This window comes from Thauera sp. SWB20, from assembly GCF_000831325.1.
Classification (GTDB): Bacteria; Pseudomonadota; Gammaproteobacteria; order Burkholderiales; family Rhodocyclaceae; genus Thauera; species Thauera aminoaromatica.
On the sequence record NZ_JTDM01000020.1, the window covers coordinates 467,711 to 490,406 of the forward strand.

The window sequence follows — 22,696 nt, forward strand, 5'->3', positions numbered from 1 at the left end:
ACACGGCACAAAAAGCGTTACCGGACAGGGGCTTCGCCGCCGACCGCGCGGCGGCGGTCCGCCGCGCCTGGTCCGCTCAGCGCTTGAGCGTGAGGAAGGCGGTGACCTCCTCGCGGTCGTGGTAGAGGTGCTTGATGCGCAGGTCGTAGGGGCCGACGCTGGCGAGCCGCTTGCGGATCAGCTCGCGGCACTGCTCGACCGCCTCGACGCGGCGCTTCATCGGCAGCTTGAGGTTGAAGATCGTGTAGCGGCAGCGCCCGGTGGCGACCCATTCGGCCATCAGCGAGGCGATCCGCGAGGGCTGCTCGACCATGTCGCACACCATCCAGTCCACCGGCCGGTGCGGGCGCCAGGTGAAGCCGTCGGCCTTGAGGTGCTCGACCATCTCGGTCGCCATCACGCTGTCGCGCAGCGGGCCGTTGTCGATCGCGGTGACGCGCAGGCCGCGATTGACGAGCTGCCAGGTCCACCCGCCCGGCGCGGCGCCGAGATCGACCGCGCGCTGGCCGGCGCGCAGGATGCTGTCGCGCTCGCCTTCCTCGAGCAGCATCATGAAGGCTTCGGACAGCTTGGCGGTGGAGCGGCTGGGCGCGTTCGAGGGCATGCGCACGCGCGGGATGCCCATCGGCCAGGTCGAGCACTGCCCGGGCTGGCCGGCGGCGAGCCAGGCGGTGGTGGCGCTGGTGAAGAGCACGTGCAGGACCGGCAGGCCGGCGCGGCTGCTGCGCAGGCAGCCGGCCTTCTCGAGCGCCTTGGCGAGCGGCTCGGTGAAGCGCTTGCAGAAGCCCGAGCGCTGCTTGGCCTCGTCGGTGTCCGGAGTCTCCAGCATCACCCCGGAGAAGCGCTGGCCGCTGGCCTTCACCGCCTCGACGATCGGTGTGGCGCGGTCGCGCTCGGGCAGATCGTCGACGCGCGCGAACCACGGCAGGAGCTGGCGCGCGAACACCGGGCGGCGCCAGTCGGTGGATTCGCCGAAGCTGCCGAGCGGGGTGGGCTCGAAGGTCTCGTAGATCACGTAGCCCGAGTCGGGCTCGGCGCGCACGTAGCCGATCAGGCCGGCTTCGGCGGCGATGTCGTCGAGTTCGGCGGCGAGTTCCTTCTCGAAGCCGGCGCGGCAATAGCCGAGGAGGCCGGCGCAGGCGAGCGCGGCGGCGGGGGTGTGCTGGTTCATGGGGTCGGTGCGCGCAGGGGCTGCAGTATGATGGGTCCGTGCCGGGCCGCAGGGGCGGCAACTGGAATCGGCGCAAGGCAGCGGATGATAAGCCGCGAGCGCCGCGCTGGCGAGCATGCCGGCGCTACGACGCAGGTTGAGATCGGGCCGGCCGCCGCGCCTGCGCGGGTTCCGCGCGCCGCAGTTGCGATTCGCGTCGCTCCCAAGGCACACCCTCGCGCCTCCGGAGCAGCCCGCGGGAGCGCGGCGGGTCACGATTCGGTTGTCGGAAAAGGGGATACGGGATGGCAGTACGTGAAATGGAATACCGCCGGCTGGGCGGAGCGGGGCCGCAGGTGTCGGCGGTGTGCCTGGGCACCATGACCTTTGGCCAGCAGAACAGCGAGGCCGAGGCGCACAGCCAGCTCGACCTCGCCGTGGAGCGCGGGATCGACTTCATCGACACCGCCGAGATGTATCCGGTCCCGGCGCGTGCCGAGACCAGCGGCGAGACCGAACGCATCGTCGGCAACTGGCTGGCGCGCCAGGTGCGCGAGAAGCTGGTGATCGCGACCAAGGTGGCGGGGCCGGCGCGCAGCCTGGAGTGGATCCGCGGCGGTCCGCTCGCGCTCGACCGCGCCAACATCCGCACCGCGGTCGAGGGCAGCCTGCGCCGGCTGCGCACCGACTACATCGACCTGTATCAGCTGCACTGGCCGGCGCGCAACCAGCCGCTGTTCGGCCAGCTGCCCTTCGATCCGGCGCGCGAGCGCGAATCCACGCCGATCCGCGCCCAGCTCGAGGCGCTCGCCGAACTGGTGGACGAGGGCAAGATCCGCCACGTCGGCCTGTCGAACGAGCAGCCCTGGGGACTGATGGAGTTCGTGCGCATGGCGCAGGAGAGCGGCCTGCCACGCGTAGTGTCGGTGCAGAACGCCTACAACCTGCTCAACCGGGTGTACGAGTACGGCATGAGCGAGATCACGCTGCGCGAGGACGTGGCGCTGCTGGCGTATTCGCCGCTCGCCTTCGGCCACCTGTCGGGCAAGTATCTCGCCGACCCGGCTGCGCGCGGGCGCCTCACCGAGTTCGAGAATTTCGGTGTGCGCTACGCCAAGCCCGGTGTGCGTGCGGCGGTGGAGCGCTACGCGGAGATCGCGCGGCGGCGCGGGATGAGCCTCACCGCGCTGGCGCTCGCCTTCGTGTATTCGCGCTGGTTCGTGGGCAGCACCATCGTGGGCGCGACCACGGTGGCGCAACTCGCCGAGAACCTCGACGCCTGGCATCGGCGTCTCGACGAGGATGCGCTCGCCGAGATCGAGCGGGTTCATCAGCTGCACGGCAACCCGGCGCCCTGAGCGTCGGTGCGGGTACGGCGGTCAGTGCGCTGCGGGCTGTGCCGGCGCCGCCTGCGCCGTGGACCGGGGAGGCGCTGCCTTTGGCGCGCCCTGGACGAGCTGCGAGGGCACGATCTCGAGCTTGTGCTCCATCATGTAGTCGTTCATGTCACGCCAGCCGGCGAACACCGCCGCCTTCGAGGCCGCCGGATTGAGCGCGTAGCAGTCCTCCAGCGAGCGCCCGGAGTGGCGGCAGGCGCTCCCGACCGCACGGCCCTCGGCCTCGACCTTCGATGGATTGGGCAGCTCGAGCACCTCGGCGAGTTGGTCGCAGCCGGCTGCGAAGGGCAGCAGGGCGAGGAGGACGAGTCGGCGCAGCGTCGGGGATGGGGTCGGGCGGGGCATGGCGATCCGGGGGCATTCTTCTGGTGGGGTTATCGGCCGCGGCCACCCCATCTTGAGAGGAGTGTCGCGCGCGCGGCACGCTCGCCCTCGAGGCCCACTATTCGAGTGCGCGCGGATCTATAATCGCGCCCGCTTCCGGGCCGTCCTGCCCGGCTCCTTTCTGTGTGTCGAATCGATGAACAAGATGCGTTTCAAGGCCTTGGCCGCAGCGGTCGCTGCCGGCGGTCTCTTCTTCGCGCCCGGCTCGGTGGTCCAGGCCAGCGCCCAGCAGCAGGTCCAGCTCTTCCATCGCCTGCCCGATGCCAAGGCGGGGGCGCTGAAGGATTTGGTCGAGCGCTTCAACGCGCAGTCCAAGGACGTGCAGGTCGTGATGTCCGCGGCGGACTGGCGCTCGGGCGCGCCCCACCTGATGATCCTCGAGGGCGACGACGAGGAGGAGTTCGTCGCCGGCAAGCCGCGCTTCAAGCCGCTCTTCCAGCTCATGAAGGAAAGTGGCGTGCCGCTGCAGACCCTGCGTCCGCCCGCGATGATGACGCGCACCCCGGTCGATGCCAAGGGACAGCTGCTGGCGCTGCCGGTCGGCCTGTCGACCCCGGTGCTGTTCCTCAACCGCGACGCGCTGCGCCAGGCCGGCCTCAACCCGGAGACCACCCGGATCAACACCTGGTTCGATCTGCAGGAAACCCTCGGGCGCCTCGCCGATACCGGTCACACCTGCCCCTATACCGTGGCCGAGCCCGGCCGCGTGATGGTGGAGAACCTCTCGGCCTGGCATAACGAGCCGGTGGCCGCGCAGAGCGGCAAGACCACCGTACCGAGCTTCAACGGCATGTTTCAGGTCAAGCATGTGGCGATGATGGCGAGCTGGACGCGTGCGCGCTACCTGCACGTGTTCGACCAGCAGGCCGAGGCCGAGCAGCGCTTCGCGCGCGGCGAGTGCGCGGTGATCGCCGCGCCCTCGGCGAGCTGGACCGACTTCCGCCGTGCCGGCAAGGTCGATGTGGCGGTATCCAAGCTGCCCTACTACGACGACTTCCCCGGTGCGCCGCAGAACACCATCGCCGACGGTCCCGCACTGTGGGCCTCGGCAGGCAAGAAACCGGCCGAATACAAGGCCGTGGCGCGCTTCGTGAGTTTCTGGCTGCAGCCCGACAACCAGGTCGCGTGGCAGCGCGAGACCGGCTACCTGCCGCTCAACCGCGCCGGCCTGCTGGCCTCGCGCAGCGAGCTGCTCGGCAACGACCTCGAGAACATCCAGGTCGCGGTCGACCAGCTCGGCGGCAAGCCCGCCACGCCGCAGTCGTCGGCGCAGCCCGTGGTCGAGCGCCAGAAGGTGCGCCGCATCCTCGATGAGGAACTCGCCGGCGTGTGGGCCGACGAGAAGGCCGCGAAGGAAGCGCTCGACAACGCGGTGACGCGCGCCCGCAACGGCAACTGAGCTCGCTACCGCTCACCTGCGGCGCCCGGGGTTGCGGCTTGACGCCGCGCGCGGGCGCCGCCTAACATCTACGATTTTCCGCGAGCCAGAACGCCTTGTCCGTCCAGCAGCTCTTCGCGCCGATCGCCGCCGACATGCAAGCGGTGGATACGGTCATCCGCAACCGACTGCACTCGGACGTGGCCCTGATCCGCCGCATCGCGGAATACATCGTCGGCAGCGGCGGCAAGCGGCTGCGCCCCGCGCTGGTGCTCTACGCGGCGGGCGCGCTCGACTATCGCGGCGTGCATCACCACGAGCTCGCCGCGGTCGTCGAGTTCATCCACACCGCCAGCCTGCTGCACGACGACGTCGTCGACGAGTCCGACCTGCGCCGCGGCAAGCGTACCGCCAACGCCGCCTTCGGCAACGCCTCTGCCGTGCTGGTGGGCGACTTCCTCTATTCGCGTGCCTTCCAGATGATGGTCGGGGTCGACGAGATGCGCGTGATGCGCGTGCTCGCCGACGCCACCAACATCATCGCCGAGGGCGAGGTGCTGCAGCTGCTCAACTGCCACAACGCCGACGTCGTCATCGAAGACTACCTGCGCGTGATCCGCTACAAGACCGCCAAGCTCTTCGAGGCCGCGGCGCGCCTGGGCGGCATCGTGGCCGGTGCGGACGACGCGCTCGAGCAGCGCCTGGCCGCCTTTGGCATGCACCTTGGCACCGCCTTCCAGCTCATCGACGACGTGCTCGACTACTCCGCCGACGAGGCCGACACCGGCAAGCACCTTGGGGACGACCTCGCCGAAGGCAAGCCGACGCTGCCGCTGATCCACGTGATGCAGCATGGCACGGCGGAGCAGGGCGCGCTGGTGCGTCACGCGATCGAAGGCGGCGGCCGCGGCGATTTCGCGGCCGTGCTCGCGGCGATCCAGTCGACCGGCGCGCTCGAAGAGACGCGCCGCTACGCGGAAGCGGAGGCGAAGCTCGCAATCGACGCGATTTCGGTGCTTCCCCCTTCCATTTTCAAGGAAGCGCTGCTACAATTATCGGACTTTGCAGTTCGGCGAAAACACTGATATAGTTTCTGGCTTCGCAGGGCAGCAAAAAGCAGCAAAAAAGTGTCGGGGAATAGCTCAGCCTGGTAGAGCACTGCGTTCGGGACGCAGGGGCCGGAGGTTCGAATCCTCTTTCCCCGACCAAAAATCCCGCAAAAAAGCCACTCAATGAGTGGCTTTTTTGTTATCGAATCAAGGGTTTGCGTTTGATTGCCCCCTTGATGCTGCGTCCCGGTGTCGCGCTGATCCGCTTTAGCGCGACACGAAATCTGCACTGCAGCGCGCCCGGATCTGACTCTCCAGGTTGGCCGTACGATTGTCCGGGCAGGATCCACGTCCCGATTGCAGCCACCGCGGCTCAGGTCGGGCGGGTTTCACCGCGGTGCCGCCGCCACGCGAAACCCCGGCACGCGGATCCGCCCGTGCTGCTTCAAGCGCTCAGCGCGCCCAACACCTCGTCGAGCATCTTGCGGGCGTCGCCGAACAGCATGCGGTTGTTTTCCTTGTAGAACAGCGGGTTGTCGACCCCGGCGTAGCCGGAAGCCATGCTGCGCTTCATGACGATCGAGGTCCGTGCCTTCCACACCTCGAGCACCGGCATGCCGGCGATCGGGCTGCCCGGGTCTTCCTGCGCGGCCGGGTTCACGATGTCGTTGGCACCGATCACGATCGCCACATCCGTTTCGGGGAAGTCCGCGTTGATCTCGTCCATCTCGAGCACGATGTCGTAGGGAACCTTGGCCTCGGCCAGCAGGACGTTCATGTGGCCGGGCATGCGGCCTGCCACCGGGTGGATGGCGAAGCGCACGGCGACGCCCTGTCCGCGCAGCACGTTGACGATCTCGCAGACGACGTGCTGTGCCTGTGCGACCGCCATGCCGTAGCCCGGCACGATGACGATGTTCTTCGCGTCGCGCAGCAGGTCGGCGGTATCCACCGCGCTGATCGACGTGACCTCGCCGGCCGGCTCCGATCCGTCGGCCGTCGCCGCGGGCGCGCCGCTGCCGGAGCCGAAGCCGCCCGCGATGACGCTGACGAAGTTGCGGTTCATCGCGCGGCACATGATGTAGGACAGGATCGCCCCCGAGGAGCCCACCAGCGCGCCGACGACGATCAGCAGATCGTTGCCCAGCATGAAGCCCGTCGCCGCCGCCGCCCAACCCGAATAGCTGTTGAGCATCGAGACCACGACGGGCATGTCGGCTCCACCGATCGCCATCACCATGTGCACGCCGAAGGCCAGCGCGATCAACGTCATCACCAGCAGCAAGGCCATGCCGGCCCAGATCGAGTGTGTGTTGAGGAACCAGCGCCCGAGCAGGATCACCAGGATCAGCCCGGCGAGGTTGAGCCAGTGGCGCGCGGGCAGCAGCAGCGGTTTGCCGCCGATCTTGCCGGAGAGCTTGGCGAAGGCGACCAGCGAGCCGGAGAAGGTGACTGCGCCGATCAGGATGCCGACGTAGATCTCCACCTCGTGGATGGTCTTCTCGGCAGCGGTGGGGAACACCAGGGAGGTGTCCACGTAGCTCGCGAAGCCCACCAGACAGGCCGCCAGACCCACCAGGCTGTGCATGAGGGCGACGAGCTCAGGCATCTGCGTCATCTGCACCTTCTTCGCGGCGTAGAGGCCGACGGCGGCGCCGATGACGAGGGCGATGACGATCCATGGAATGCCGCCCATGCCGACTTGCGGGCCGAACACGGTGGCCAGCACCGCGATGCTCATGCCCGCGATGCCGAACAGGTTGCCGCGGCGCGCGGTCTCGGGATGGGCGAGTCCGCCCAGGCTGAGGATGAAGAGGATGGTGGCGCCGATGTACGAGACAGTGGCCAGACTTGAGGTCATTGTCTTCTCCTTATTTGCGGAACATCGCCAGCATGCGACGCGTCACCGCGAAGCCGCCGAACATGTTGACGGCCGTGAGGGTGATGGCGACGAAGGCGAGCACGCCGATCAGCCCCCCCGGTCGATCGCTGGCGCCTTCGGCCAGCGGTGGGGCGATCTGCACGAGCGCGCCGATCGCGATGATCGACGAGATGGCGTTGGTGACGCTCATCAGCGGCGTGTGCAGCGAGGGTGTGACGTTCCAGACCACCATGTAGCCCACGAAGCAGGCCAGCACGAACACGGTGAAGTGCGTGAGGAAGCTGGCCGGGGCGTACAGACCGACGAGCAGGAACAGCAGGGCGCCGACACCGAACACGATCGCCAGCGACTTGACCGGCATCGGCGCGCCGGCCCCGTGGCCATGGCCCTTGGGTGCGGTGATCGGTGCGCTCGAAGCCTTGGGTTTGGCCGATGCGGCCGGCAGCTTGGGAGGTGGTGCGGGCCAGGTGAGCTCACCCTGCTTGATCACGGTGAGGCCACGGATCGCGTCGTCCTCGAAGTTGACGGCGATGTTGCCATCCTTTGCCTTGCACAGGTCTTCGGTGAGGCGGAGGAGGTTGTTCGAATACAGGGTCGAGGATTGCCTGGCCAGCCGGCTCACGAGGTCGGTGTAGCCGATGATCGTGACTCCATGGCGTACCACCGCCTCGCCGGGCACGGTGAGCTCGCAGTTGCCGCCCTGCTCGGCGGCGAGGTCGACGATCACGCTGCCCGGCTTCATGCTTTGCACCATCTCGGCGGTGATCAGCTTGGGTGCGGGTTTGCCCGGGATCAGCGCGGTGGTGATCACGATGTCGGCGTCCTTCGCCTCGCGCGCGTACATCTGGCGCTGCGCGGCCTGGAAGCCCTCGCTCATCACCTTCGCGTAACCGCCGCCACCCGAGCCCTCTTCGTCGTAATCGACCTTGACGAACTCGCCGCCGAGCGACACCACCTGGTCGGCGACCTCGGCGCGGGTGTCGTTGGCGCGCACGACCGCGCCCAGGTTGGCCGCGGTGCCGATCGCCGCCAGGCCGGCGACGCCGGCGCCGGCGATGAAGACCTTGGCCGGCGGGATCTTGCCCGCGGCGGTGATCTGGCCGTTGAAGAAGCGCCCGAAGGCGTTCGCCGCCTCGACCACCGCGCGGTAGCCGCTGATGCCGGCCATGGAAGACAGCGCGTCCATCTTCTGCGCGCGGCTCAGCTGCCGCGGCAGGCAGTCGATCGCGAGCACGGTGGTCTTGCGCGCCTGCAAGGCCGCCATCAGTTCGGGGTGCTGCGCCGGCCAGACGAAGCCGATCAGCGTCGCGCCCTCGCGCAGCATGCCGACCTCATCCAGCGTGGGCGGGCGCACCTTGAAGACGATGTCGGCGCGGCCCAGCAGCTCGGCCGACCCGGGCGACACCTCCGCGCCGGCAGCGCGGTAGTCGTCGTCGGAGAAGTTGGCCGCCGCGCCGGCGCCGCTCTCGACCGCGACGGAGAAGCCCAGCTTGATGAGTTTCGCCACGACCTCGGGAACGGTCGCGACGCGCTTTTCACCGGCGAAGGTTTCCTTCGGAACTCCGATCAGCAAGGTCATGATCCCGACTCCGCGCAGGTTTGATTGTGGAAGCGGGGCGCGGCCGAGTGGATGGTGCGGGCATGCCCGGGGAAGTCTTGCGCTGTCGCTGCGCGCGGGCTCCCCGGGGTGGGTGCGAAGCGGATTTCACGAAGCGTGGCTCCGCAAGCCATGGTCGGGTGCATCGGGTTCTCCCTGTTCGGTTTTCGTTGGTGCCGGCGTGCGCGTTCGTCACGGACATGCCCGCCTGGCCCGGGCGAACTCATGGGCGATCGCATTCGCGTCGATTGCCGATGTTCGTTCCCTCGGCGAGTATGCCGGATCCGACCTGGCTTTCGATAGCCAGGGCGATGCCCGGGCCACCGCCGATGCACCGTGAAGCGAGGCCGCGTCCCGGCGTCAGCGTGCGTGCATCCGCGCCCGGCACCGCGTGGCGCTCGAAGCAGATCAGGTCGCCATCGTGCGCTGCCGAGGGCGGGTTCTTGATGGTCTGCTTGGCCGCACCAAAAAACCTTATCCTGCCCGCCTGAAGTTCTATCGAGCTGCAAGGGCTATCCATCGCACGAGGCTGCGGTGGTCATGGACGTGGAATGTGCGGCGTCCCCCGCGCCACGCGAACCTGCCGGAGCAGCGCGGAAACGTCGGAATCCAAGGAGATCGTCATCATGTCGATCGGCGCATCATTCAGCGCAGTCGTGCAGCCGAGGCGGGCGCGCCGGTCCCGATCGCGCGGCCGTCTGCCCCCGTTGGCACGCTGCGAAGCCTCGAGGTCACGATTTCGAGCATGAACCCCAAGCCCCGCCACATCGAACGCGCGCTCCGGGAGCGCGTCGAGATCGTGCCCTACGATCCGGCCTGGCCGGGGCTCTTCGCCGAGGAGGTGGCGCGGCTGCGTGCGGCCCTGCCGGCGGAGCTGATCGGGCGCATCGAGCACTTCGGCAGCACCGCGGTGCCCGGCCTGGCGGCCAAGCCGATCATCGACATGCTGGTCGAGGTACGCTCGATGGAGGACGTAGCGGAGCGCATCGCACCGCTGCTGCGGGCGCTGGGCTACGAGTTCTTCTGGCGCGCCCCCGGGCACGGGCTGCCCGGCATGGAGTACGCGTGGTTCATCCGCCGCGATGCTGCGGGCCGGCGCACGCATCACATCCATTTTGTCGAGGCGGGCTCGTCGGAGTGGGGGCGCCTGCGGTTCCGCGACTACCTGCGCGCGCATTCCGAAGTCGCGCGAGCGTATGGCGCACTCAAGCAGCGCATTGCGGCCCAATATCCCGACGACCGCATCGCCTACGCGAAGGCGAAGACGTGCTTCGTGCGCGAGGTGATGCGGGCGGTGCGGCGGGATCACATCCCTTGGTAGATCGGCCCTTCGCCACCCTGCGGCACGACCCAGTTGATGTTCTGCGTCGGGTCCTTGATGTCGCAGGTCTTGCAGTGGATACAGTTCTGCGCGTTGATCTGCAGGCGGGGCCCGGATTCTTCGCGGACGATCTCGTACACGCCGGCGGGGCAATAGCGCTGCTCGGGAGCGTCGTACTTGGCCAGGTTCACCGCGATCGCCACCGACGGATCCTTCAGCTGCAGGTGGCAGGGCTGCTCTTCCTCGTGGTTGGTGTTCGAGAGGAAGACCGAGGACAGGCGGTCGAAGGTGAGCACGCCGTCGGGCTTCGGATAGTCGATCTTCGGGCACTCGGAAGCCGGTTTGAGCTTGTCGTGGTCCGACGAGTTGTGCAGCGTCCAGGGGGCCTTGCCGCGGAACAGCATCTGGTCCATGCCGAAGAGGAAGGAGCCCATCCACAGGCCCTTCTTCATCAGCGGCTTGAAGTTGCGGTATTTGTGCAGTTCGGCGTACAGCCAGGAGTCGCGGAAGGCGGCCGGGTAGGCGGTGAGCGCGTCGCGCTGGCGATTCGCGGCGAGCGCGTCGAAGGCCGCTTCGGCGGCGAGCATGCCCGACTTGATCGCGGTGTGCGTGCCCTTGATGCGGGCGGCGTTGAGGAAGCCGGCGTCGTCGCCGATCAGGCCGCCGCCCGGGAAGATCAGCCGCGGCAGGCTCTGGATGTTGCCGGTGGCGATGGCGCGCGCGCCGTAGGCCAGGCGCTTGCCGCCTTCGATGTGCATGCGTACCTCGGCGTGGGTCTTCCAGCGCTGCATCTCGTCGAAGGGCGACAGGTGCGGGTTCTCGTAGTTGAGGCCGACCACGAAGCCGAGCGCGACCAGGTTGTCCTCGAGGTGGTAGATGAAGCCGCCGCCATAGGTGCGGTTGTCCATCGGCCAGCCGGCGGTGTGCACGACGAGACCCGGGCGATGCTGCTCGGGCTTCACTTCCCACAGCTCCTTGATGCCGATGCCGTAGGTCTGCGGGTCGACGCCCTCGCGCAGCTTGTACTTCGCCTCCAGCTGCTTGCCGAGGTGGCCGCGACAGCCCTCGGCGAACAGCGTGTACTTGGCGTGCAGCTCCATGCCCGCCTGGTGGTGCGGGCCGGGGGTGCCGTCACGGTTGAGGCCCATGTCGCCGGTGGCGACGCCCTTCACCGCGCCGGACTCGTCGTAGAGGATCTCGGCCGCGGCGAAGCCGGGGTAGACCTCGATGCCGGCGGCCTCGGCCTGCTCGCCCAGCCACTTGACGAGATTGCCCAGGCGCACGATGTAGTTGCCGTGGTTCTCGAAGCAGTCGGGGGTGAGTGCGGGCGGAACGCGACGCACGCCGGTCTCGGAAAGGAACAGCACCTGGTCCTCGGTGACCGCGGTGGTGAGCGGGGCGCCCTTGTCCTTCCAGTCGGGGATCAGCTCGTTGAGCGAGCGCGGATCGATGACCGCGCCGGACAGGATGTGGGCGCCGATCTCGGCGCCCTTCTCGATCAGGCACACCGAGAGCTCGCTGCCTTTCGACTCGGCGAGCTGCTTCATGCGGATCGCCGCAGCCAGGCCCGCGGGCCCGCCACCGACGATCAGCACATCGAATTCCATCGATTCGCGTTCCATACCGTTCTCCTCGTATCTTCTTGCCTTGGCTCGCGCCGCGAGACGCGCATGCCTGCAGTTTAACCCTTCATGCGAATCCCCGCCGCCGGTGGGCTTGCGCTGGCGCAGCGTGCGGGCGCAGGGGCGAACAAACATACGGGGGCGTATGTTACATTAGCCCGCCCCATATACAAGAGGAGATCGTCGGATGAGTCCGAACGCGAAGCTGATCTACACCACCCGCATGCCGGTGCGCTGGGGGGACATGGACGCCTACGGGCATGTCAACAACACGGTCTATTTCCGCTATTTCGAGCAGACCCGCGTCGAGTGGCTCGAACGGATGGGTTCCCGCGTCAGCGTCGAGGAGCCGGTGGGGCCGGTGATCATCAATGCCAGCTGCACCTTCCTCGCGCCGGTGAATTATCCTGCGACCGTCGTCATCAAGATGTATGCAGGCGATCCGGGGCGGAGCAGCGTGATGACCTGGTACGAGCTCTTCGTCGACGGCGACGAGCGCCTGTACGCCGAAGGTGCGGCCAAGACGGTGTGGATGGACATGCGCACCGGCAAGTCGGCGCCGATTCCGGATGTCGTGCGCGCGCTGTTCGACCAGCCCGTGGCCTGAATTGGCGCCGGCCGCCGAGTGCCCGGCCGCGCAGTGCGGTCACCCGTTCCGTCCGCGAAGCGTGGCCGCCCAGTTTCGACCCCCAGAGTTTTGACCCCCAATCATCGACACAAGAGGATGGAGAGGAGACCCGATGTATCCGACTGAGCAGAAACCCCTGTGGACCCCGTCCCCCGAGCGCATCGCCGCCGCCAACGTGACCGCCTTCCGGCTCGCGGCCGAGCAGCGCTGGAAGGTCTCGCTGCCCGATTACGAGGCGCTGCACGCCTGGTCGGTGGAGCACCCCGAGCCGTTCTGGACGAGCGTTTGGGAGGGCGACGGCGTCGGTGGCGGCGTGATCGGCACGCGCGGCGAGCGCGTGCTCGTCGATGGCCACAAGATGCCCGGCGCGCGCTGGTTCCCCGACGCCCGCCTGAACTTCGCGCAGAACCTGCTGCGTTCGCGCGACGCGCATGACGCGATCGTGTTCTGGGGCGAGGACCGGGTGATGAACCGCATGAGCCACGGCGAGCTTTACCGCGCCGTGGCCCACTTCGCCGCGGCGCTCAAGGAGCAGGGCGTGGTGGCCGGCGACCGCGTCGCCGCCTACATGCCCAACCTGCCCGAGACCGTCGTCGCCATGCTGGCCGCGGCCAGCCTCGGCGCCATCTTCACCTCGGCCTCGCCCGACTTCGGCGTGCAGGGCGTGCTCGACCGCTTCGGCCAGACCGAACCCAAGGTGCTGGTGGCCTGCGACGGCTACTACTACGGCGGCAAGACGGTGGATGTGCTCGGCAAGCTCGGCGAGATCGTCGCCCAGCTGCCCTCGGTCAAGCGCGTCGTGGTCGTGCCCTACGTGCATCGCGAGCACGACCTCTCGCACGTGCCGCACGCGCGCATGCTCGCCGACTTCGTCGCGCCCTTCCACTTCGTCGACGATATCGAGTTCGCGCAGCTGCCCTTCGACCACCCGCTCTACATCATGTACTCCTCGGGCACCACCGGCGTGCCCAAGTGCATCGTGCACTGCGCCGGCGGCGCGCTGCTGCAGCACCTCAAGGAACACAAGCTGCACGGCGACGTGAAGCCGGGAGACCGCGTGTTCTACTTCACCACCTGCGGCTGGATGATGTGGAACTGGCTGGTCTCCGCGCTCGCCGCCGAGGCCACGCTGCTGCTCTACGACGGCTCGCCCTTCGCCGGCGACAACCGCATCCTCTTCGACTACGCCGACGCCGAAGCGATGACGCACTTCGGCACCTCGGCCAAGTTCCTCGACGCCGCCGCCAAGTTCGGGCTCAAGCCGCGGGAGACCCACAAGCTCGACACGGTGCGCGCGATGATGAGCACCGGCAGCCCGCTGGTGCCCGAGGGCTTCGACTACGTCTATCGCGACATCAAGGCCGATCTGCAGCTCTCCTCCATCTCGGGTGGCACCGACATCATCTCCTGCTTCGTGCTCGGCTCCCCGGTGCTGCCGGTGTGGCGCGGCGAGATCCAGTGCCGCGGCCTCGGCATGGCGGTGGACGTGTGGGACGACGACGGCCGCCCGGTGCGCGGCGAGAAGGGCGAGCTGGTGTGCGCGAAGCCCTTCCCGGTGATGCCGATCGGGTTCTGGAACGACGCCGACGGCAGCAAGTACCACGCCGCCTACTTCGATCGCTTTCCCAATGTCTGGTGCCACGGCGACTTCTGCGAGATCACCGCGCACGGCGGCCTGGTCATCTACGGCAGGTCGGACGCCACGCTGAACCCGGGCGGGGTGCGCATCGGCACCGCCGAGATCTACCGCCAGGTCGAGAAGCTGCACGAGGTGGTCGAGTCGCTCGTGATCGGCCAGGACTGGCCGCCGCAGAACCCCAACGACGTGCGCGTGGTGCTGTTCGTAAAGCTGCGCGAGGGGCTCGCGCTCGATGACGACCTGACCAGGCGCATTCGCCAGACCATCCGCGACAACACCACGCCGCGTCACGTGCCGGCCAAGGTGCTGCAGGTGGCCGACATCCCGCGCACCAAGAGCGGCAAGATCGTCGAACTGGCGGTGCGCAACGTGGTGCACGGGCGCCCGGTGAAGAACCAGGAGGCGCTGGCCAACCCCGAGGCACTGGCGCACTTCCGCGACCGCGCCGAGCTGCAGGGCTGAGGAGGATCGAAGACATGCTGATGAACCCGAAGAAGTCGGTGCTGCTGGTGATCGACGTGCAGGCGAAGCTCGCCCCCTTCATCCACGACAACGCCGCGGTGGTCGAGGCCTGCGTGTGGCTTGCGCGCGTCGCCGAGCGCATCGGCGTGCCGGTGGTGGTCACCGAGCACTTCCCCGAGAAGATCGGCGGCACCGTCGAGGCGGTGCGCGCGGCGACCGCCGGTGCGCATTACGTGGGCAAGCAGTTCTTCTCCGCCCAGGCCGATGGCTGCCTCGACCAGACCGCGGTCGCCGGCTGCGAGCAGGTGATCCTGTGCGGCACCGAGGCCCATGTCTGCGTGCAGCAGACCGCGCTCGACCTGCGCGGCGCCGGCAAGCAGGTCTTCATCGTCGCCGAGGCCTCGGGCTCGCGCGCTCCGGCCAACCGCGACCTCGCCTTCGAGCGCATGCGCGGCCATGGCATCGAGATCGTGTCGCGCGAGATGGTCGCCTTCGAGTGGCTGCAGCGCGGCGGCACCGAGCTCTTCCGCGAAGTCAATCGCGACTTCATCCGCTGAGGATGGCCGGCAAGGCCGGCCCTGCAGGATCACCCCGTCCGGCCCCTGGCGCGTGCGCGTCCCGAACTAGGGAAAACGTGCGTATCCATGCCGGACGGGTTGTTCTAGCCTGACCGCTTCGTTCCACGGCGATGCGATGTGCGCTCCCTCGACGCTGTCCATACCGAGCTCGCAGACCGTCCCGCCGTATCCAAAAGCGCAAGCGGGAGGTTGGAGATGGAGACACGGGAAGCAGGCCGGCTGGCCACGCAGGTCGAGGCGGTGATCGAGCAGATTCGCACCCGGATGCCCGCCGAGCAGGCCGAAGGGGTGTGTGCGTTCGCGAGCCGCTTTTTCGCCCAGGTGGCGCCCGAGGACCTGGAAGACCTCCCGGTGGGCGATCTCTACGGCGCCGTGCTCAGCCAGTGGCACTTCGTCGCCCGCCGCCAGGACGGCAGCAAGGTGCGCGCATTCAACCCGCGGCTGGACGAGCACGGCTGGGAGTGCCCGCACACCGTGGTGGAGATCGCCGGCGAGGACATGCCCTTCCTCGTCGACTCGATCACCATGGAGGTCGCGCGCCAGGGTCTCACCCTGCACCTGATCATCCATCCGGTGATGAACGTCGCGCGTGATGCCGAGGGCGGCTTCGTGCGTGTGGCGGAGCGCGGCGAGCAGGGCGAGGGTGTCGGCTTCGAGTCGATCATGCACCTGGAGGTCGACCGCCGCACCGACCCGGGCGACCTCGTTGCGCTGCAGCAAGGCATCGAGCATGTGCTTGCCGACGTGCGCGCCGCGGTCCGCGACTGGTCGGCGATGCGCGAGCGCCTGGCCGGCATCACCGCAGGGCTCGACGAGCTGCCGGTCAGCATCGACGCCGAGGAGACGCAGGAGGTGCGCGCCTTCCTCGACTGGCTCGCCGCCGACAACTTCGTGCTGCTCGGCTGCCGCGACTACGCGCTGGTCGAGACCGGCGAGGGCAACGAGCTGCGCATCGTCCCCGGCTCCGGACTGGGCCTGCTGCGCGGCGACGGTGACGAGGGGCAGTCGCGCTCCTTTGCTGCGCTGCCGCCGCAGCTGCGCGCGCAGGCCCACCTGCCGCATCTGCTCACGGTCACAAAGTCGAACTCGCGCTCCACGGTGCACCGGCCCGGCTATCTCGACTTCGTCGGCATCAAGACCTTCGGGGCCGACGGCCGGGTGAATGGCGAGCGTCGCGTGATCGGCCTGCTCGCCTCCACCGCCTACAGCGCCAGCCCGCGCCAGATCCCGCTGCTGCGGCGCAAGGTGGAGGCCGTGTTCGAGCGTGCCGGCCTGCTGCCCGGCGGCCACGCCGCCAAGGCGCTGCAGACCCTGCTCGAGCGCTACCCGCGCGACGAGCTGTTCCAGATCGAGACCGACGAGCTCCACGCCCACGCCATGGGCATCCTGCGCCTCGGCGAGCGCCTGCGCACGCGCCTCTTCGTGCGCGTCGATCCCTTCGAGCGCTTCGTGTCGTGCCTGATCTACGTGCCGCGCGAGCACTACAACACCGACCAGCGCGAGCGCATGCAGGCGGTGCTGATCGATGCCTTCAAGGGCAACGCCGCCGAGTTCGACGTGCAGTTTTCGGATTCGGCGCTCGCGCGCATCCTCATCACGGTGCGCACGCCCGAGGGTCGGATCCCCGCCTTCGACGTGCGCGAGATCGAGCAGCGCCTGATCCGTGCGGCGCGGCGCTGGGAGGACGAGCTGCAGCAGGCGCTCGTCGAGCAGTGCGGCGAGGAGCGCGGCCTGGCGCTGATGCGGCGCTACGGCGAGGGCTTCCCGGCCGGCTACCGCGAGGAATACTCCGCGCGCATGGCGGTGTTCGACATCGAGCAGATGGAGGCGCTCGCCGACGACGCGGCGCTCGGGCTCAACCTCTACGTGCCGCTCGAGGTGCGCGCGGGCCGGCTCGCCCTGCGGCTCTACCACCTGGGCAGCCCGGTACCGCTGTCGCAGAGCCTGCCGATGCTCGAGAAGATGGGCGTGAAGGTGATGGACGAGCGCCCCTCCGAGATCGAGCGCCAGGACGGCAGCACGGTGTGGCTGCACGACTTCGGCCTGCAGTTTGCCGGTGCCGAGAACCTCAACATCCACGACATCCGCCCGCTCTTTCAGGAGGCCTTCCTCGCGGCCTGGCGCGGCGCCGCCGAGAACGACGATTTCAACCGCCTGGTGCTGCTCGCCGGGCTGTCGTGGCGTGAGGTGGCGGTGCTGCGCGCCTACGCCCGCCACATGCGCCAGGCGGCGTTCACCTTCAGCCTCGCCTACATGGAGCAGACGCTGGCGGCCTATCCACAGTTCGCGCGTGCGCTGCTGCAACTCTTCCGCGCGCGCTTCGACCCGGCGCTCGCGGGCGATCGCGAGGCCGCGTGCGCGACGCAGGTGGCGGCCATCGAGGCCGCGCTCGATCAGGTGGCCAACCTCGACGAGGACCGCATCCTGCGCCAGTTTCTCGCCCTCATGCAGGCGACCCTGCGCACCAACTGGTTCCAGCGCGGCGCGGACGGCGCCCCCAAGGCCTACCTCTCGTTCAAGTTCCTGCCGTCGAAGATTCCCAACCTGCCGCAGCCGCTGCCGATGTTCGAGATCTTCGTTTATTCGCCGCGCTTCGAGGGCGTGCACCTGCGCGGCGGCAAGGTCGCGCGCGGCGGCCTGCGCTGGTCGGACCGCATGGAGGACTTCCGCACCGAGATCCTCGGCCTGGTGAAGGCGCAGATCGTCAAGAACGCGGTGATCGTGCCGGTGGGCTCCAAGGGCGGCTTCGTGGTCAAGTGCCCGCCTGCGGAGGGCGGGCGCGAGGCCCTGCTCGCCGAGGGCGTGGCCTGCTACCGCAACTTCCTGCGCGGCCTGCTCGACCTTACCGACAACCTGGTGCAGGGCGCGGTGGTGCCGCCGGCGGACGTGGTGCGCCACGACGAGGACGACCCCTACCTGGTGGTGGCAGCCGACAAGGGCACGGCGAGCTTCTCCGACTACGCCAACCAGGTCTCGGCCGAGTATGGCTTCTGGCTGGGCGACGCCTTCGCCTCGGGCGGCTCGGTGGGCTACGACCACAAGAAGATGGGCATCACCGCACGCGGCGCCTGGGAGGCGGTCAAGCGCCACTTCCGCGAGATGGGCAAGGACATCCAGCAGGAACCCTTCACCGTGGTCGGCATCGGCGACATGTCGGGCGACGTGTTCGGCAACGGCATGCTGCTGTCGAAACAGATCCGCCTGGTGGCGGCCTTCGACCACCGCCACATCTTCATCGACCCCGATCCCGACCCGGCACGCTCGTGGGAAGAGCGCGCGCGCATGTTCGCGCTGCCGCGCTCGAGCTGGGACGACTACGACCGCGCGCTGATCTCGCAGGGTGGCGGAGTGTGGCCGCGCAGCGCGAAGTCCATCACGCTGTCGCCCGAGGCGCGCGCGGCACTCGACATCCAGGCCGCGCCCCTGGGCTTGACCCCGACCGAGTTGATCCGCGCCATCCTCACCGCACCGGTCGAGCTGGTCTACAACGGCGGCATCGGCACCTACATCAAGGCCGCCAGCCAGACCGACGCGGCGGTGGGCGACCGCGCCAATGACGCGGTGCGCGTCAATGGCGGCGAACTGCGCTGCAAGGTCTTCGGCGAGGGCGGCAACCTCGGCGCCACCCAGCTCGGCCGCATCGAGTTCGCGCTCGCGGGCGGGCGCATCAACACCGACGCGATCGACAACTCCGGCGGGGTGGACTGTTCCGACCACGAGGTCAACATCAAGATCCTGCTCGGCGGGGTGATCGCCGAGGGCGAGCTCACGCTCAAGCAGCGCAACGAGCTCCTCGCCGACATGACCGACGAGGTCGGCATCCTGGTGCTGCGCGACAACTACGCCCAGACCCAGGTGCTGTCGGTCACGCGCGCGCGCGGCGTGGCGCTGCTCGACGAGCAGGCGGAGTTCATCCGCCGCCTGGTGCAGGCCGGGCGGCTCAACCGCAAGCTCGAGTACCTGCCCGACGACGAGGAGATCGCCGAGCGCAAGGCCGCCGGCGTCGGCCTCACCAGCCCCGAGCTGGCGGTGCTGCTCGCCTACAGCAAGATCGAGCTCTACGACGAGGTGCTCGCCTCCGACGTGCCGGAGGACCCCTACATCCGCACCGCGCTCGAGCGCTACTTTCCCGGCCCGCTGCGCGAGCGCTTCCCGGCGCAGATCCGGATCCACCCGCTGCGCCGCGAGATCATCTCGACCCACGTGGTCAACAGCATGATCAACCGCGTCGGGCCCACCTTCGTCAGCCGGCTCAGGGCCGAGCTCGGCGCCTCGGCGGCGGACGTGGTGCGCGCCTACATGGCCACCCGCGAGGTCTTCGGCCTGGTGGCGCTGTGGCGCGAGATCGAGGCCCTCGACAACCGCATCGCCGACGCGGTGCAGACCGAGCTCATCCAGGAGTCGGGCCGCCTGGTGCAGCGCGGCACGCTGTGGTTCCTGCGTCACCGCCGCTGGCTGGCCGACCTGCAGGCGACGAGCGCGCATTTCTCGCCTGGCGTGGCGGCGCTCGCCGAGGGGCTGGCCGACTACGTCGCCCCCGCCTATCGCGCCGAGCTCGACGCCGCGGTGGCGCGCCGGGTGGGGCAGGGCGTGCCCGAGGCGCTGGCGAAGCGGGTGGCCGCGCTCGAAGAGCTTTACTCGGCGCTCGACCTGGTCGAGGTGGCGGTGGAGCAGGGGCGTGACGAGGCCACGGTGGCGCGGGTGTATTTCGCCCTCGGGGGCGAATTCGACCTGCACTGGCTCGGCCGCCAGATCTCCGGGCTGCCCGCGGACACGCGCTGGCAGAGCCTGGCGCGCGGCGCGCTGCGCAGCGATCTGTCCTCGCTCGCCCGCGAGCTCACCAGCGCGGCGCTGCGCAACGCGCCCGAGGGCGCGGACACCGAGGGCGTGCTGAATGCCGGGCGCGAGCGTGCCGCGGTGCCGCTCGAGCGCTACCAGCAGCTCCTCGCCGAAATCCGCAGCGCGCCGACGATCGACATGGCGATGCTGTCGGTGCTGCTGCGCGAGCTGCGCGGCATGGCCTGAGCGATCGCGCGGGAGGCACCCGGACTGCTGACGCGGTTCGGGTGCATCGGTTATCATCGCGCTTTCCCGCAGTACAGCTCCCATGACCAAATACGTCTTCGTCACCGGTGGTGTCGTGTCCTCCCTGGGCAAGGGCATCGCCGCAGCGTCCCTCGGGGCGATCCTCGAGTCCCGCGGCATCAAGGTCACGCACCTCAAGCTGGACCCCTACATCAACGTCGATCCGGGCACCATGAGCCCGTTCCAGCACGGCGAGGTCTTCGTCACCGAAGACGGCGCCGAGACCGACCTCGACCTCGGCCATTACGAGCGCTTCACCAGCGCCAAGATGAGCAAGCGCAACAACTTCACCACCGGCCAGATCTACGAGTCGGTGCTGAAGAAGGAGCGCCGCGGCGAGTACCTGGGCAAGACCGTGCAGGTCATCCCGCACATCACTGACGAGATCAAGGCTTACGTCAAGCGTGGCGCCGAGGGCGCCGACGTGGCGATCGTCGAGGTCGGCGGCACGGTGGGCGACATCGAATCGCTGCCCTTCCTGGAGGCCATCCGCCAGATGGGCTTCGAAGAGGGCCGCCACGGCACCTGCTTCATCCACCTCACGCTGCTGCCCTACATTCCGACCGCCGGTGAACTGAAGACCAAGCCGACCCAGCACTCGGTGAAGGAGCTGCGCGAGATCGGCATCCAGCCCGACATCCTGCTGTGCCGCGCCGACCGTCCGGTGCCGGAAGACGAGCGCCGCAAGATCGCGCTGTTCTGCAACGTGATGCCCGAGGCGGTCATCGAGTGCCTGGACGCCGACTCGATCTACAAGATCCCCGGTCAGCTGCATGACCAGATGCTCGACCAGATCGTCTGCCACAAGCTCGACATCCTCGCGCGCGCGGCCGACCTCTCGGTGTGGGACAGGCTCATCCACGCGCTCGAGAACCCGAAGCAGACCGTGGATATCGGTTTCGTCGGCAAGTACGTGGACCTTACCGAGTCGTACAAGTCGCTGATCGAGTCGCTCAACCACGCCGGCATGCATACCGAGTCGAAGGTCAGGATCCACTACATCGACTCGGAGGATATCGAGCGCGACGGTTGCGATGTGCTCGAGTCGATGGATGCCATCCTGGTGCCGGGCGGCTTCGGCAAGCGCGGGACCGAGGGCAAGATCGCGGCCATCCGCTATGCGCGCGAGAACAAGGTGCCCTATCTGGGCATCTGTCTCGGCATGCAGCTCGCGGTGGTGGAGTTCGCCCGCGACGTCGCCGGCATGGAAGGCGCGCACTCGACCGAGTTCGAGCGCGACACCAGGTTCCCGGTGATCGGCCTCATCACCGAGTGGAAGGACCGCACGGGCAAGATCGAGAAGCGCTCCGAGGAGTCCGACCTCGGCGGCACCATGCGCCTCGGTGGCCAGCTCTGCCTGCTCAAGGAAGGCACGCTGGCGCGTTCGATCTACGGCGCCCCCGAGGTCATGGAGCGTCACCGCCACCGCTACGAGGTGAACAACACCCTGCTCGCCAGGCTCGAAGACAAGGGCCTGGTGGTGTCGGGCCGCGCGCCCGTTACCGACCTGTGCGAGATGGTCGAGCTGCCTGCGGACGTGCATCCGTGGTTCGTCGGCTGTCAGTTCCACCCCGAATTCACCTCCAACCCGCGCAAGGGTCATCCGCTGTTCACCGCTTATGTGAAGGCTGCGATCGCGCACAAGCAGGCTGCGGCCCCGAGGAGCGAAGCATGAATCTCTGCGGTTTCGAAGTCGGCCTCGACAAGCCGGTGTTCCTGATCTCCGGCCCCTGCGTGGCCGAATCCGAGCAGATGTGCCTGGACATCGCCGGGCAGATGAAGGAGATCTGCGCCGAGCTGGGCATCCCTTACATCTTCAAGGCTTCGTACGACAAGGCCAACCGCAGCTCGGGCAAGAGCTTCCGCGGCCATGGCATGGACGCCGGCCTGAAGATGCTCGAGGCGGTCAAGAAGCAGCTCGGCCTTCCGGTGCTGACCGACGTGCACACGATCGAGGAGATCCCGACCGTCGCCGCGGTGGTCGACGTGCTGCAGACCCCGGCCTTCCTGTGCCGCCAGACCGATTTCATCCACGCGGTGGCGGCCAGCGGCAAGCCGGTGAACATCAAGAAGGGCCAGTTCCTCGCCCCCGGCGACATGAAGAACGTCGCCGACAAGGCGCGCGAGGCCAATGGCGGCGCCGACACCATCATGGTGTGCGAGCGCGGCGCCTCCTTCGGCTACAACAACCTCGTCTCCGACATGCGTGCGCTGGCGATCATGCGCGACACCGGCTGCCCGGTGGTGTTCGACGCTACCCACTCGGTGCAGCTGCCGGGCGGGCAGGGAACCGCCTCGGGTGGCCAGCGCGAGTTCGTGCCGGTGCTGGCGCGCGCCGCGGTCGCCGTGGGCGTGGCGGGCCTTTTCATGGAGACCCACCCGGACCCCGCCAAGGCGCTGTCCGACGGCCCCAACGCCTGGCCGCTGCCGAAGATGAAGGCGCTGCTGACCGTGCTCAAGGACATCGACGCGCTGGTCAAGCGCCAGGGTTTCCTCGAGACCACGCTCTGAGACCCCATTTTTC

The 22,696-nt window shown here is 68.4% G+C and carries 16 protein-coding genes and 1 tRNA gene; 11 read left to right on the forward strand and 6 right to left on the reverse strand.

What is annotated here, in order from left to right; genetic code table 11:
• Nucleotides 1-76: 76 nt before the first annotated feature.
• Nucleotides 77-1,171: a 23S rRNA (cytidine(2498)-2'-O)-methyltransferase RlmM gene (gene rlmM, locus PO78_RS16020; RefSeq protein ID WP_004317117.1), complete on the reverse strand. Its 1,095-nt coding sequence runs from the start codon at nucleotides 1,169-1,171 to the stop codon at nucleotides 77-79.
• A gap of 299 nt (nucleotides 1,172-1,470) precedes the next feature.
• Here rlmM and PO78_RS16025 point away from each other — a divergent pair, with 299 nt between their 5' ends.
• A complete protein-coding gene (locus tag PO78_RS16025) occupies nucleotides 1,471-2,508 on the forward strand; it encodes an aldo/keto reductase (protein ID WP_043745177.1) in 1,038 nt (345 codons plus the stop codon).
• Between the two features lie 21 nt (nucleotides 2,509-2,529).
• Here the strand turns inward: PO78_RS16025 and PO78_RS16030 are convergent, their stop codons facing one another.
• Entirely contained in the window at nucleotides 2,530-2,892 is a 363-nt protein-coding gene (locus PO78_RS16030) for a hypothetical protein (RefSeq protein WP_004317121.1), read from the reverse strand.
• A gap of 175 nt (nucleotides 2,893-3,067) precedes the next feature.
• Between PO78_RS16030 and PO78_RS16035 the strand changes: the two genes are divergently transcribed.
• The 3 genes from PO78_RS16035 (at nucleotide 3,068) to PO78_RS16045 (ending at nucleotide 5,517) form a co-directional block, all read left to right on the forward strand.
• A complete protein-coding gene (locus PO78_RS16035; protein WP_004317123.1) occupies nucleotides 3,068-4,330 on the forward strand; it encodes an extracellular solute-binding protein in 1,263 nt (420 codons plus the stop codon).
• 95 nt (nucleotides 4,331-4,425) lie between these two features.
• On the forward strand, nucleotides 4,426-5,394 hold the full coding sequence (gene ispB / locus PO78_RS16040; protein ID WP_004317124.1) for an octaprenyl diphosphate synthase: 969 nt from the start codon (nucleotides 4,426-4,428) through the stop codon (nucleotides 5,392-5,394).
• 46 nt (nucleotides 5,395-5,440) lie between these two features.
• Nucleotides 5,441-5,517: transfer RNA gene (locus PO78_RS16045), tRNA-Pro, on the forward strand.
• A 286-nt stretch (nucleotides 5,518-5,803) separates the two neighbouring features.
• Here the strand turns inward: PO78_RS16045 and pntB are convergent.
• The 3 genes from pntB to PO78_RS22480 form a co-directional block, all read right to left on the reverse strand.
• Nucleotides 5,804-7,219 (reverse strand): Re/Si-specific NAD(P)(+) transhydrogenase subunit beta, encoded by a 1,416-nt coding sequence (gene pntB / locus PO78_RS16050; RefSeq protein WP_004317126.1) that lies wholly within the window; start codon nucleotides 7,217-7,219, stop codon nucleotides 5,804-5,806.
• A 10-nt stretch (nucleotides 7,220-7,229) separates the two neighbouring features.
• Entirely contained in the window at nucleotides 7,230-8,819 is a 1,590-nt protein-coding gene (locus PO78_RS16055; RefSeq protein ID WP_004317128.1) for a Re/Si-specific NAD(P)(+) transhydrogenase subunit alpha, read from the reverse strand.
• 241 nt (nucleotides 8,820-9,060) lie between these two features.
• Nucleotides 9,061-9,357 (reverse strand): hypothetical protein, encoded by a 297-nt coding sequence (locus PO78_RS22480; RefSeq protein ID WP_082047837.1) that lies wholly within the window; start codon nucleotides 9,355-9,357, stop codon nucleotides 9,061-9,063.
• Nucleotides 9,358-9,582: 225 nt separating this feature from the next.
• On the opposite strand from PO78_RS22480, the gene PO78_RS16060 reads away from it, so the two are divergent.
• On the forward strand, nucleotides 9,583-10,158 hold the full coding sequence (locus PO78_RS16060) for a GrpB family protein (RefSeq protein ID WP_004317132.1): 576 nt from the start codon (nucleotides 9,583-9,585) through the stop codon (nucleotides 10,156-10,158).
• On the opposite strand, the gene PO78_RS16065 is transcribed toward PO78_RS16060, so the two are convergent.
• Nucleotides 10,143-11,780 carry an electron transfer flavoprotein-ubiquinone oxidoreductase gene (locus PO78_RS16065; protein ID WP_043745181.1) on the reverse strand — a complete coding sequence of 546 codons (1,638 nt, stop codon included), beginning with the start codon at nucleotides 11,778-11,780 and terminating at the stop codon, nucleotides 10,143-10,145. The genes PO78_RS16060 and PO78_RS16065 overlap by 16 nt on opposite strands.
• Before the next feature lie 187 nt (nucleotides 11,781-11,967).
• Between PO78_RS16065 and PO78_RS16070 the strand changes: the two genes are divergently transcribed.
• The 6 genes from PO78_RS16070 (at nucleotide 11,968) to kdsA (ending at nucleotide 22,683) form a co-directional block, all read left to right on the forward strand.
• Nucleotides 11,968-12,387 (forward strand): acyl-CoA thioesterase, encoded by a 420-nt coding sequence (locus PO78_RS16070; RefSeq protein WP_043745184.1) that lies wholly within the window; start codon nucleotides 11,968-11,970, stop codon nucleotides 12,385-12,387.
• Nucleotides 12,388-12,520: 133 nt separating this feature from the next.
• Nucleotides 12,521-14,509, forward strand: a complete 1,989-nt coding sequence (locus tag PO78_RS16075; protein ID WP_043745187.1) for an acetoacetate--CoA ligase — start codon at nucleotides 12,521-12,523, stop codon at nucleotides 14,507-14,509.
• A 14-nt stretch (nucleotides 14,510-14,523) separates the two neighbouring features.
• Complete coding sequence (locus PO78_RS16080; RefSeq protein ID WP_004305930.1) at nucleotides 14,524-15,066, forward strand: isochorismatase family protein; 543 nt, start codon at nucleotides 14,524-14,526, stop codon at nucleotides 15,064-15,066.
• Between the two features lie 216 nt (nucleotides 15,067-15,282).
• On the forward strand, nucleotides 15,283-20,112 hold the full coding sequence (locus PO78_RS16085) for an NAD-glutamate dehydrogenase (protein WP_043745191.1): 4,830 nt from the start codon (nucleotides 15,283-15,285) through the stop codon (nucleotides 20,110-20,112).
• Nucleotides 20,113-20,194: 82 nt separating this feature from the next.
• Nucleotides 20,195-21,847, forward strand: coding sequence for a CTP synthase (locus PO78_RS16090; protein WP_004305926.1), 1,653 nt, complete (start codon nucleotides 20,195-20,197; stop codon nucleotides 21,845-21,847).
• A complete protein-coding gene (gene kdsA / locus PO78_RS16095; RefSeq protein ID WP_004305924.1) occupies nucleotides 21,844-22,683 on the forward strand; it encodes a 3-deoxy-8-phosphooctulonate synthase in 840 nt (279 codons plus the stop codon). The genes PO78_RS16090 and kdsA overlap by 4 nt, the downstream gene beginning before the upstream one ends.
• Nucleotides 22,684-22,696: the final 13 nt, after the last annotated feature.